Genomic DNA, 13,250 nt, shown 5'->3' with positions numbered 1-13,250 from the left:
TGTAACAAGGTGATGCTTGATCCAGAAAAGATGATAGCTTTAATAATTCCTTGTTTACTTTAATGCATCAAAAAGGGAACGCTTACATTCTTTCTGAAAATAAAAGTATAAGGAAGGTTAAAATGAGCAGACGAGAGACGAAAACAGACGTTATTTTAATTGGTGCCGGGATTATGAGTGCAACTCTAGGAACGCTTTTAAAAGAATTAGACCCAAATTTGAAAATTACAGTGTTTGAAAAATTAGCTAGTGCAGGTGAGGAAAGCTCGAATGAATGGAATAATGCAGGAACAGGTCATGCGGCACTATGCGAATTGAACTACACGGTAGAAAAACCAGATGGCTCTGTAGACATAAGTAAAGCGATAGAAATTAACGAACAGTTTCAAGTTTCCTTGCAATTTTGGTCTCATCTTGTAAATAATCAAGTATTACATAATCCACAAGACTTTATTAGACCATTGCCACATATGAGTTTAGTTCTAGGGGAAAAAAATGTAGCTTTTTTACAGAAACGTTTTGAGGCAATGGTAAGTAATCCGCTATTTAACGGAATGGAATTCTCAAAGGATCCCGAAAAACTAAATGAATGGATACCCCTCATTATGCAAAATCGTGAATTAAAAGAACCGATAGCCGCGACAAAGATTGATTCTGGAACAGATGTGAATTTCGGTGCCTTAACCCGTTTGCTGTTTGCTGATTTATTGAAAAAAGGTGTAGAAATTAACTACAAGCACAGTGTAAATGATTTAAAACGAACGAATGATGGCTTATGGGAAGCAAAGGTACAAAATCTAAATAGTGGTACAGTCGAAAGACATGCTGCTAAATTCGTCTTTATTGGCGGTGGCGGCGGCAGTTTACATTTATTGCAGAAATCTGGTATCCCCGAAGGAAAACATATGGGTGGATTCCCAGTTAGTGGTATATTTTTAGTCTGCAAAAATCAAGAAATAGTTGAAAAACATCATGCAAAGGTTTATGGGAAAGCAAAGGTTGGAGCGCCACCCATGTCCGTTCCCCATTTAGATACACGATTCATTGATAATCAGAAATCATTGCTTTTTGGCCCGTTTGCTGGTTTTTCGCCTAAGTTCTTGAAGACAGGCTCCATGTTTGACTTAATTACATCTGTTAAGCCAGATAATTTGTTAACAATGCTGGCAGCTGGTGCAAAAAATATGTCCTTAACCAGCTATTTAATCCAGCAGCTTATGCTTTCAAAAGAAAAGCGAATAGAAGAATTACGTGAATTTATCCCGAATGCCAAAGCGGAAGATTGGGATCTTGTGGTAGCTGGGCAGCGTGTGCAAGTGATAAAGGATACAGAAGCTGGCGGGAAAGGGACCCTTCAATTTGGAACAGAGGTTGTAAGTGCGGCAGATGGTTCTATAGCAGCATTGCTTGGTGCTTCACCTGGTGCTTCTACTGCTGTTCACGTTATGCTGAAAGTAATCCAGAAATGTTTTACAGAAAAAATGCCAGAATGGCAGCCAAAATTAAAGGAAATGATCCCGTCGTATGGATTATCCCTAAAAGAAAATCCTCAGCTATTGCATGACGTTCATACATTAACAGCAGAAACATTGCAATTGTCTGAAAAAAGACCTATTCATCATTAATCGAAATTAGATTGTTAAGCCATTCAACTTATAAGAGAAAAAAATTTTTTTGAGCGATTAATATAAAATCAGATACATTTATTTTTAAGAAACTTTCATCATGAGATGGAAGTTTTTCTTTTGGAGGAAATGCATAGAAGCGTCGCTATTCCTATGTTTTTTCTAAATGTATAGAAAAATGATATAAATTTTGCGAAATGATTGACAAGCGCTTTCAAAACGTGGTTAACTTAGTTTATATAACAAACTAACTAACATTTGAAGTTGCTTTTTTCAATTATTAGCTTCAGGAAATTTTATAGATAGCAATCTATTATTAGAAAAATATTAGTCTATTTAAATCGTTATTCATAAGGAGGATTTTTTAAATGAAAATTATCAACCCTGTACTGAAAGGATTTAATCCAGACCCAAGCATTTGCAGAGTCGATGAAGACTACTATATCGCAGTATCTACCTTTGAGTGGTTTCCAGGAGTACAAATACATCATTCAAAGGATTTGGTCAACTGGGAATTAGTTGCACATCCATTACAAAGAGTTTCCCAACTAGATATGAAAGGAAATCCTAACTCTGGCGGTGTTTGGGCTCCTTGCTTAAGTTATAGCGACGGGAAGTTTTGGCTTATTTACACGGATGTAAAAGTAGTGGATGGAGCTTGGAAAGATTGTCACAACTATTTGGTTACTTCCGAAACGGTAGATGGGGATTGGGGAGAGCCGATTAAATTAAATAGTTCTGGTTTTGATGCTTCCTTGTTTCATGACGTGGATGGCAAGAAATATTTATTAAATATGCTGTGGGACCAGCGCATTGACCGTCATTCCTTCGGCGGAATTGTTATGCAGGAATACTCTACAAAACAGAAAAAATTAATTAACAAGCCGCAAATAATTTTCAAGGGCACAGATATCAAATTAACAGAAGCACCTCATCTTTATCATATTGGCGATTACTATTATTTATTAACAGCAGAAGGCGGAACGAAATATGAGCATGCTGCAACAATTGCACGTTCCAAAAATATAGAAGGGCCTTATGAGGTACATCCGCATAACCCACTTTTAACTTCCTGGCATAATCCTAGAAATCCATTGCAAAAATGTGGGCATGCTTCTATTGTCCACACCCATACAGATGAATGGTATTTAGCTCATTTAACTGGACGTCCTATTCATCCAGATGATGATTCTATTATTCAACAAAGGGGATATTGTCCTTTAGGAAGGGAAACAGCGATTCAGAAGCTGGAGTGGAGAGATGGCTGGCCATATGTAGTTGGCGGAAAAGAGGGGAGCTTGGAAGTAGAAGCTCCAAAGATTCCGGAAACAAAATTCCCTCCAACTTATCCAGTTGTCGATGAATTTGAGCAAGATAATCTTAATATCAATTTCCAAACATTGCGTATTCCTTTTACAGAACAATTAGGTTCTTTATCAGAAAGACCTCATCATTTACGCTTATTTGGCCAAGAATCATTAACATCAACCTTTACACAATCTTTTGTTGCTAGACGCTGGCAAAGCCTTCAATTTGAAGCGGAAACAGCCGTAGCCTTTACGCCCGAGAATATTCAGCAGGCTGCAGGTTTAGTAAATTACTACAACACTGAAAATTGGACAGCATTGCAAGTGACCTATGATGAAAATCTTGGACGCATCCTTGATTTAACGGTTAATGACAACTTTTCTTTCTCTCAACCATTGAAGGAGAAAATAATTGTTCCAACCGAAACAGAATATATTTACTTAAGAGTCACAGTCGAAAATGAATATTACTACTACTCTTACTCATTTGATAAAGAAGAGTGGAATAAACTAGATATAGTATTTGAATCAAAAAAACTATCTGATGATTATATTCGCGGCGGCGGCTTCTTTACCGGAGCATTTGTTGGAATGCAATGTCAAGATACAAGTGGTCAAAATATACCAGCAGACTTTAAATATTTCCGCTATCAGGAAAACGAATAATGGTAAAAACCCAGGAAAATTTTAGCTCCTGGGTTTTTCTTTTTCACTTCTAGCACATAATATGCTCTTATATATGCGGAAGTAAAAATGAAAGTGCTAACATTTCATTTCCCCCTTTAGACGGAAAAACAATATGTTAAGTTGTAAGAGTTTTCATTGTAAGATAAAAGCGTAGTAATCATTATAAATAATTTACTTAAAATAAATTACTCGGAGGTCATTAAAATGAAAAGAATTTTATTAGCTTGTTCTTCAGGAATGTCTACTAGTCTATTAGTTTCTAAAATGAAAGATGCTGCAAAGGAAAAAGGCATTGAAGCAGAAATTTGGGCTGTTGCGCAAGATAAAGCACAGACAGATATGGAACGTGCAGATGTTCTTTTAATTGGTCCGCAAATGCGCTTCTTAAAAAAGAAACTAGCTACTCAAGCAGAAGCGGTTGGAATTCCGTTAGATGTTATTGATCCAGTTGCTTATGGACGAATTGATGGATTAGCTGTTTTAAACAAAGCGTTAGAATTAATCGAGAATAACAAGTAATCGTTTATTTCCAAATGAAAGCATTTACTAAAAGAAGGAAGAGAGGATAAACCTTATGAATAAGTTTATGGAGGTTTTGGAAAATATTCTGTTGCCAATTGCTGAGAAATTGAACAACAATCGTTATTTAGCAGCATTACGTGATGGATTTATGGTTGCCTTGCCGCTAATCATTTTTGGATCAATTTTTGTTGTAATTGCAAACTTTCCTTTCCTAGATAAGATGATAAGCGAAGATGCTTATGCAGCTTATCAAAATGCATTAGGTCCAGCATCCGCAGCAACGCTAAGTATTATGGGACTCTTTGTCATAATGGGAATTGGATATAAGCTGACACAGCATTATGGTCTTGAAGCCATTTATGGAGCTGTTGTAGGGGTTGCATCATTCCTTATTTTAAACCCACAAGAATTAGGGGAAGTGACTGGGGTTATCCCAACAGTTATTCTTGGCGCACAAGGTATGTTCTTGGGGATTTTCACAGCATTTATTTCCGCAGAGCTATATCGCTTCTTTGTGAAGAAAAATTGGACGATTAAAATGCCGCCAGGTGTACCAGACTCTGTATCTAGATCCTTTAGTGCATTGATTCCTATTACATTAACATTAACATTCTTTTTAATCATTCGTATTCTTTTCAGCTTTACACCATTTGAAACAGTACAAAACTTTATTTATACGATTATCCAAGAGCCATTAACTGCTCTAGGTAGTAGTCTTCCAGCAACAATCGTGGTGGTATTATTAATTCAATTATTCTGGTTCTTCGGTTTACACGGACAAATTATTATGAACTCTGTCCTTGACCCAATCTGGTATGCATTGAATGACCAAAACTTTACTGCTTTCCAAGCAGGAACAGAGCTTCCAAACGTTATCACAAAACAATTTATGGATACGTTCCTAGTAGGTATGGGTGGTACTGGGATGACATTGGGGGTTGTTATTCTTATCTTCTTAATCGGTAAGAGCAGACAAACAAAAGAACTTGGAAAACTAGGTGGACCAGCTGGAATTTTCAACGTAAATGAACCAATTATCTTTGGTTTACCAATCATTATGAACCCATTAGTTCTTATTCCGTGGTTATTAGCGCCAGTAGTAGTAACAATCATTACGTATCTGACAATGTCAGCAGGGATCGTTCCGAAACCAGCAGGAATCATTGTTCCGTGGACAACACCGATTGGTATTAGTGGGTTCTTAGCAACCGGTAATGATTGGAGAGGGGCAGCACTGCAAATCTTTAACTTACTTGTTGTGATGGTGATTTGGTGGCCATTCCTAAAAGTTCTAGACAAAAATTATTATGAAACAGAGAAAAAAGGATAAGCAGTCAGCAAGATAGAAATAAGTTTTACATTAAGAGGAAGGGGATTTACCTTAGTTAACCTTAAGTGTAAACCCCCTTTAGTTTTAGAAATGGAGTGACAGGGATGGAAACAGATAACAAAATGACAGAAATAGCTTTTCAAATAATTCTTTTTGCTGGAAATGGCCGTTCATGTGCAATGGAAGCAATACAAGAAGCAAAAGAAGGAAACTTTGAAGAAGCGGATCGATTACTAGAAGAATCAAGTACTGAACTTGGTAAAGCGCATGGTTTTCAAACGAAACTACTCCAAGAGGAAGCGAGCGGAAATGGTGCGGGCGTGAATGTGATTTTAGTTCATTCTCAAGATCATTTGATGACAGCTATTACTGTTCGTGATTTGGCTACTGAAATAATTGAGATTTATCGTAATAAATAATTTTGGAGGTTTCTTAAAATGACTGTTCAATACAAATTTCCTAAAGGTTTTTGGTGGGGAAGCGCCACATCTGCAACACAGATAGAAGGAGCAGCGAATGAAGCAGGAAAAGGAAAAAACATTTGGGACCATTGGTATGAGGCAGAACCAAATCGCTTTTTTGACAATGTAGGGCCAGAAACTACTTCTAATTTCTATTATCAATATAAAGAAGATATTCAATTGATGAAGGAAATTGGGCATAATTCTTTCCGCTTATCTATTTCTTGGTCTAGATTAATTCCAAACGGACGGGGAGAAGTGAACCCAGAAGCTGTAACTTTTTACAATAATGTAATTGATGAGCTATTAGCTAATGGAATCGAACCATTCGTTACCCTGTATCATTTTGATATGCCGCTAGAAATGCAGAAAATCGGTGGTTGGGAAAATCGCGAAGTTGTGGATGCATACCAAGCCTATGCTTTACAATCCTTCCAGCTATTCGGTGATCGTGTGAAAAAATGGTTTACGTTCAATGAACCGATTGTTCCGGTCGAAGGTGGATATTTATATGATTTTCATTATCCGAATATCGTAGATTTTAAGAAGGCTGCACAAGTAGCCTATCATACAGTTTTAGCACATGCGAAAGCTGTTCAAGCTTTTCGAGGATGGAATCAAGACAAAGATACAAAAATAGGGATTGTGTTAAATTTAACGCCATCCTACCCAAGAAGCCAGAATCCGTATGATTTGAAAGCAGCGAATATTTGTGATTTATTCTTTAATAGAAGTTTCTTAGATCCTGCTGTACTTGGTGAATATCCAGAGGAATTAGTAGAAATATTACGTGAACATGGACAACTACCAAATAGTGAGCAAGGAGATTTAGAACTAATTAAAGAAAATACAGTCGATGTTCTTGGAGTCAACTACTATCAACCCCGCCGAGTGAAGGCGAAAGAGCATTTACCAAATCCGTATAGCCCTTTTATGCCAGAATGGTTCTTTGACTCCTATGAGATGCCAGGCAGAAAAATGAATCCTTATCGCGGCTGGGAAATTTACGAAAAAGGTATTTACGATATCATGATGAATTTAAAGGAAAACTATGGGAATGTGGAATCCTTTATTTCTGAAAATGGCATGGGAGTTCAAGATGAAGAGCGTTTCTTGAAAGATGGTCAAATTCAAGATGATTATCGTATTAAGTTTATTGAAGGACATTTACAATGGCTGTATAGGTCTATTGAAGAGGGCTGTAATGTTAAGGGATATCATCTATGGACATTCATGGATAATTGGTCTTGGTCCAATGCCTATAAAAATCGCTACGGTTTTATTTCAGTAGATTTAAAAACACAAACCAGAACACCAAAGAAAAGTGCTTACTGGTTTAAAAATGTAGCAGCCAATAATGGATTTTAGGAACAACAGTGAATGTTTCTGATATAATCTTTCTAGATATCAAGATAGGTTCTGATCAAGAGTTAAGATCAGAACCTTTTTGAGTAAAAATGCATATGGGTAAAATTGTAAAAAACGAATGGAAGGAGACTTTATTTTGTTAAGCTCCCGAATGAAACAAGTATTAAGTGAATTATTGGTAGCGGATACACCGGTAACAGGTGAATATTTAGCTACTGTTAATCATGTGACTGCGCGAACAACGCGAGAAGATATTAAAAATCTAGATGCTATATTAAATAATCATGGAGCAAAAATAATTTCCGTTATCTCAAAAGGTTATACGTTAGAGATTTGGGATAAAGCAGTATTTCAGCAGTATTTACATTCTATATTTGTAGAAAACTCACTTTCTCATACTGGTATTCCTAAAACGCCAGAGGACAGAGTAACTTATATTATTATCCGGTTTTTATTAAATGATCAATACTTTAAATTAGATGATCTCGCAGATGAACTGTTTGTCAGTAAGTCTACTATTCAACAAGACATTAAGCATGTGAAAGAAATCCTTCAAAAGTATGACATTATATTAGAAGCACGACCGAATTATGGACTAAAAGCAGTTGGGGATGAAATTAAAGTGCGATTTTGTTTATCAGAGTATGTACTTGATCGTAAAAAACAAACAATCAGTACAATAGATAGTCCTCATCCTTCTATTTTTAATGAAGAGAAAATGGATAATATTCAAGAAATTATTTTAAGACAAATAAAAAAGTATCAAATTACTTTATCGGATATCGCTATTAATAATTTATTGATTCATATTGTAATCGCCCAAAAGCGGATTGTTAGTGGTCATTATGTGGCAATATTTCACGCCGATATGGATGAAATTGAACAACAAAGGGAATATCATGTAGCAAATGAAATTGTGAAGGAAGTAGAAGATCTATACCAAATTAAGTTTCCGCAGGCGGAGATTGCCTATATTGCTATGCATTTACTTGGAACAAAGCTAGTTACTCAGAAAAAGGGCCATATTGATCATGTAATTGAGGATGATATTCTTCAGCTGGTTCATTTTGTTTTGTCCAAAATAGAAGAAAAATTAGATTTAGGCATTGAAAAGGATGAAGAACTTATCTTTGGAATGAGTATGCATTTAAAGCCTGCAGTTAACCGCATTAAATATGGCATGAATATAAGAAACCCTATGCTGCAAGAAATTAAAAATAACTATCCACTTGCCTATGAAGCGGGAATTATTGCAGGAATGGCCATTAAAGAATACACAGGAATCGAAATGGATGAAAATGAAGTTGGTTATTTGGCGCTTCATATTGGAGCAGCAATGGAAAGAACCAAATTACGTTCAGGTCCAAAACGCTGCTTAGTTGTATGTGCTTCTGGGCTTGGAACCGCTCAGTTAATTTATTATCGTCTCAAATCTTATTTTGGCAGTAATTTAGATGTGGTTGGGACAACAGAATATTATATGCTCGATCAATATAATTTAAATGAAGTGGACTTTATCGTTAGCTCTATCCCCTTTAAGGAGAGCTTTGACATTCCAGTCATTGAGGTAAATGCAATATTGAAGGAAAGTGATTTAAAGGCCATTGAAAAATTTATTCTAACTCAAAGTAGTCATCAGCCAATCGAGTCCTTTTTTCGCCAAGATCTCATTTTTTTAAAGAAAATATTCCATTCCCAAGAGGAAGTTTTAACCTTTTTACATACACAGCTAATGGAGAAAGGGTTAGTGGGAAAACCATTTTTAGATGCGGTATATGAAAGAGAAAAGGTAGCACCAACCGCTTATGGGAATTTGGTTGCTATCCCGCATCCGATTACCCCGCAAACAGAAAAAACATTTGTCTGTGTATGCACCCTAGAAAAGCCGATTGATTGGAATAATAACTCAGTTCAGATTATCTTTTTATTATGTGTAAAAAAGAACAGTCAAGAGGATTTGCAGGAAATGTATGATGTCCTCGGTAAATTTATTGAGGACCACACAAGTGTTCATAAAATATTAAAGGCAAGTATGTATGAAGAATTTATCCGCATAATGAAGGAAGCTTAATGGGTAGAAACTAAAAGGCGGGAGTTACCAAAATAGGTATACTCCCGCTTTTTAAGTTAATTCTTATTCTCCTACATCTGCCCACTTATATTCATAAGTTGCTCCGAATGGGTTTACAAACACATTCTTTACTTTTGGTGAAATTAATTGTGCTCTTGATGCTTGATAAACAGGTGCAATTGGAGCATCTTCGAATAATAGCTTTTCAGCTTTTAAGAAGTTATCATAACGAGCAACATTATCAGTTGCAAGTTTAGTTGCTGTATCGCTAACTAATTGATCATATTCTTTATTAGAATAGCCTGTTTTATTGTTTCCTCCATCGGTAATCCACAGGTTCAAGTATGTGAATGGGTCAAGGAAGTCAGGGCCCCATCTAGAAAGTTGCAGCTCATAATCCATGCTAGTATCTAAATCAAGTCGTTGCTTTTTTGGAACTTGTTTAATTTTAATATTCAAGCCTTCTAAGTTTGTAGATAACTGATTAGCTACATATTCAACTAAAGTTTTGGTTGTTGCATCATCATCTGCTAAAAACTCTAGAGAAACTTTATCTGTACCTAATTCTTTTAAGCCTTTTGCCCAGTAGTCTTTAGCTGCTTGTAAATCATAAGTAACAAGATCTCCACTAACTTTACGGAAGTCCTCACCAGTTTCTGGCATTGGAGTAAAGTCAGCTGGGACAAGTCCGTTCGCTACGATAGAACCGTTATTTAAGATTTCATTAACTAAAGCATCTTTGTCAAAGGCGCGGCTAAGCGCTAAACGAATATTTTTGTTAGCCAAGGCTTCTGATTTTGTTTGGTTAAATTTAAGGAAATATAAAAACGTGTCTGCTGAAACAACATAATTCTCATCAGTTGAATATTGGTCAACCAAATCAGATGTAAGATCCATTCGATCAACTGTTCCTTTTTCATATAAGCTTAGAGCTGTTTGTGGGTCTTTTACTACTTCAAATGTCAATTTATCCATTTTAACAGTGCTTGCATCCCAATAACTATTATTTTTTGCAAGTACCCATGAATTACCTGTACTATCCCAGTCAGTAATGCTATAAGGCCCGTTTGCTAATAAGTTTTCTGAACTTGTTGCAAATTTATCTCCTTTTTCTTCCACAAACTTTTGGTTTAATGGTAAGAAGGTGCCAAAAGTAGTTAATGTCTCAAAATAAGGTGTTGGGTTTTCTAATTCTACAACAAGTGTATAATCACCGTCCGCCTTCACCCCTAATTGATCAACAGCTAGTTCCCCAGAACTGATAGCAGCAGCATTTTTAATGACACCATTCATCATATAAGGACCATATTCCGATTTAGTGTCTGGATTAACAGCGCGTTGCCATGCATACACAAAGTCATTTGCTGTAACTGGGTCACCATTTGACCATTTTGCATCTTGTCTTAATGTAAACGTCCAAATTAACCCATCATCACTAACTTTGTGATCAGTTGCAATACCTGGTGATGGCTGTGTATCTTTATCTAAACGGTAAAGCCCTTCCATTGTTGCACCAAGATAAACAAATGAAGATTCATCTGTAGCTAAAGCTGGATCCATTGACGGAATTGCCTCTGGATTTATAAAGTTAAGGACTTTTTCGTCTGATTTACCGTCCTTATCTTTTGAGTCGGTAGAAACGTCGGTTTTATCGCCAGAGCATGCAGCTAATACACTTAGCACAAATGCAAACATAAGAAGTAATAACCAATTTTTTCGTTTCATGAAGTATTCCCCCTGTTTATAATCATTAATTCTGAATATTATCTATCTATTGAACATTCAAAACTATAAAAATTATTATACCTACTAAAAGATATATTTGTAAAGTTATTGTTGGATAATTATTGAAAGGTTTAGTATATTTAGACTGGTTTTAAATTGAAGATATTTTATTTTGAAAAAGGAAGGAAGATTCAGAATTATGGTATGATAGAGTTAGGAAAATACTATCAATCTTTAAAAAATATGTAATTAGAAGAATAGAAAGGAAATGAAAAATTAGTGGAATGGAAAAACTTATATAGAGGATTTATTATGGGGATAAGTGATTTAATACCGGGAGTGAGCGGGGGAACAATTGCCGTCATTTTGGGCATCTATGACCGTTTGCTCGATGCAATTAGCGGTTTCTTTAGTAGGAACTGGAAGAAACAACTTGGCTTTTTAATACCATTAGCAGTTGGGATGGGTGCTGCCCTTTTATTATTAAGTAGATTAATAGAATTTTTACTGGAAAATTATCATGAGCCAACACAATTTTTCTTTATTGGATTAATTATCGGTGTAATTCCACTTATGTTAAAAGAGGCTCGGCCGAAAAAGAATTTTGGTTCTGGACATTATATTATTTTAACAATTGCTGCTATTATTATCGCATCCATGGCATTCATGCATCCTGTTAAATCAATAGAGCCGATTACTTCCTTAACTGTATGGTCGGTTCTGGGATTGTTTTTATCTGGTTGGTTAGCCAGCATGGCTATGCTGCTTCCCGGGATTAGTGGATCGTTTATTTTACTGTTACTTGGAGTTTATTCAACAGCAATTAATGCCTTGTCGACATGGAATATCCCAGTGATTATCGTACTTGGACTTGGAGCAATAATTGGATTTATCGGGAGTAGCAAAGGGATTAAATATGCTCTTTCACATTTCCCGCATATCACATATGCAATCATTATTGGATTAATTATCGGTTCTCTTTTTGTTGTTTTTCCTGGTATGGTTTCGGGAGCCACTAGTATAATCTTATGTATTATTACATTTGGGTTAGGGCTTAGTGTAACTACGCTATTTGGCTTGAAAAAATAAGTTATCAGAGAAAATAACAATAATATTTAGGAAGAGGGAATAGGATGGATTATCGTAAAGCAACTATTAAGGATATTAATATGCTAATAGAGCTAAGAAAAAATCAGTTAATAGATGAGGGAGTTTCAGCAGATAAAGATATTAATGACGAGCTGGAAGATTTCTTTCAAAGGAAATTAGCAGAGGGTTCTCTTATTCAATGGCTTGTAATCGAGAAAAATGAAATAATTGCAACAGGAGCTATCGTAATATATGAATTTCCCCCTACCTATACCAATAAGAGTGGAAAACAAGCATATGTAACCAATATGTATACAAAGAATGCTCATCGCGGAAAAGGAATAGCTACCACTCTACTAACAAAATTAGTGGAGGAAGCTAAAAACTTAGGTATTAAGAAAATGTGGTTAGGTGCTTCAAAGCTTGGCAGACCTGTTTATAAGAAGTTCGGCTTTAAGGAAACGGATGAGTGGATGGAGTTGGAGTTAAAATAATGTGGAGTGGTGGTTGAGGTCTGTCCTTTTTGTGGACAGACCTCTTTTTTATTGGTAAAAGCGATAGGGAGCTTATTTGGCCTATGAGGTATAGTGGAATGGCAGCAGATGAGGGAGATATAGTCCGTAATTGTGGTATATCAGCCAAAGTAGAGGAGGAATCAGCCAGAGCGGAGAGGAAATCAGCCAAAGCGGAGAGGAAATCAGCCAAAGCGGGGGAAGAATCAGCCAAAGCGGAGAGGAAATCAGCCAAAGCGGAGGAAGAATCAGCCAAAGCGGAGAGGAAATCAGCCAAAGCGGAGGGGAAATCAGCCAAAGCGGAGAGGAAATCAGCCAGAGCGGAGGAGGAATCAGCCAAAGCGGAGGAGGAATCAGCCAAAGCGGAGAGGAAATCAGCCGAAGCGGAGGGGAAATCAGCCAAAGTGGGGGAGGAATCAGCCAAAGCGGAGGGGAAATCAGCCAAAGCGGAGGAGGAATCAGCCAAAGCGGAGAGGAAATCAGCCAAAGTCCAAAATATCTACCAAACAGCATCACTTCACCTCTGCATACCCTCAACATAACAAAAAAAGAG

Annotated in this window: 11 protein-coding genes; 10 read left to right on the top strand and 1 reads right to left on the bottom strand. The window is 36.5% G+C overall.

The features are described 5' to 3' along the window. Nucleotides 1–62 precede the first annotated feature (62 nt). The 7 genes from NX902_RS24015 (at nucleotide 63) to NX902_RS23985 (ending at nucleotide 9,371) form a co-directional block, all read left to right on the top strand. Nucleotides 63–1,625 (top strand): malate:quinone oxidoreductase, encoded by a 1,563-nt coding sequence (locus tag NX902_RS24015; RefSeq protein ID WP_095329362.1) that lies wholly within the window; start codon nucleotides 63–65, stop codon nucleotides 1,623–1,625. A gap of 368 nt (nucleotides 1,626–1,993) precedes the next feature. Next, nucleotides 1,994–3,598, top strand: a complete 1,605-nt coding sequence (gene xynB / locus NX902_RS24010) for a xylan 1,4-beta-xylosidase (protein ID WP_095329363.1) — start codon at nucleotides 1,994–1,996, stop codon at nucleotides 3,596–3,598. Between the two features lie 225 nt (nucleotides 3,599–3,823). Beyond that, entirely contained in the window at nucleotides 3,824–4,138 is a 315-nt protein-coding gene (locus NX902_RS24005) for a PTS sugar transporter subunit IIB (RefSeq protein ID WP_095329364.1), read from the top strand. Nucleotides 4,139–4,193: 55 nt separating this feature from the next. After that, complete coding sequence (gene celB, locus NX902_RS24000; RefSeq protein WP_047940956.1) at nucleotides 4,194–5,471, top strand: PTS cellobiose transporter subunit IIC; 1,278 nt, start codon at nucleotides 4,194–4,196, stop codon at nucleotides 5,469–5,471. A gap of 104 nt (nucleotides 5,472–5,575) precedes the next feature. Next, the gene (locus NX902_RS23995; protein ID WP_206426377.1) at nucleotides 5,576–5,890 is read left to right on the top strand and encodes a PTS lactose/cellobiose transporter subunit IIA; all 315 of its coding nucleotides are present in this window, start codon (nucleotides 5,576–5,578) and stop codon (nucleotides 5,888–5,890) included. Between the two features lie 18 nt (nucleotides 5,891–5,908). After that, nucleotides 5,909–7,300 (top strand): glycoside hydrolase family 1 protein, encoded by a 1,392-nt coding sequence (locus NX902_RS23990; RefSeq protein WP_095329365.1) that lies wholly within the window; start codon nucleotides 5,909–5,911, stop codon nucleotides 7,298–7,300. 151 nt (nucleotides 7,301–7,451) lie between these two features. Next, a complete protein-coding gene (locus NX902_RS23985; protein ID WP_341123449.1) occupies nucleotides 7,452–9,371 on the top strand; it encodes a BglG family transcription antiterminator in 1,920 nt (639 codons plus the stop codon). Nucleotides 9,372–9,434: 63 nt separating this feature from the next. Here NX902_RS23985 and NX902_RS23980 read toward each other — a convergent pair whose 3' ends face one another. Continuing rightward, entirely contained in the window at nucleotides 9,435–11,096 is a 1,662-nt protein-coding gene (locus NX902_RS23980) for a peptide ABC transporter substrate-binding protein (protein ID WP_095329367.1), read from the bottom strand. A gap of 279 nt (nucleotides 11,097–11,375) precedes the next feature. Between NX902_RS23980 and NX902_RS23975 the strand changes: the two genes are divergently transcribed. The 3 genes from NX902_RS23975 (at nucleotide 11,376) to NX902_RS23965 (ending at nucleotide 13,239) form a co-directional block, all read left to right on the top strand. Continuing rightward, on the top strand, nucleotides 11,376–12,185 hold the full coding sequence (locus tag NX902_RS23975) for a DUF368 domain-containing protein (RefSeq protein WP_095329368.1): 810 nt from the start codon (nucleotides 11,376–11,378) through the stop codon (nucleotides 12,183–12,185). A 44-nt stretch (nucleotides 12,186–12,229) separates the two neighbouring features. Beyond that, nucleotides 12,230–12,679 carry a GNAT family N-acetyltransferase gene (locus NX902_RS23970; protein WP_172859652.1) on the top strand — a complete coding sequence of 150 codons (450 nt, stop codon included), beginning with the start codon at nucleotides 12,230–12,232 and terminating at the stop codon, nucleotides 12,677–12,679. Between the two features lie 98 nt (nucleotides 12,680–12,777). Then, a complete protein-coding gene (locus NX902_RS23965; RefSeq protein WP_341161050.1) occupies nucleotides 12,778–13,239 on the top strand; it encodes a hypothetical protein in 462 nt (153 codons plus the stop codon). Nucleotides 13,240–13,250: the final 11 nt, after the last annotated feature.

The sequence above is a fragment of the Niallia sp. FSL W8-0954 genome, from assembly GCF_038005605.1.
Lineage (GTDB): Bacteria > Bacillota > Bacilli > Bacillales > Cytobacillaceae > Niallia > Niallia circulans_A.
This window is presented reverse-complemented; position numbering and strand designations above follow the sequence as displayed.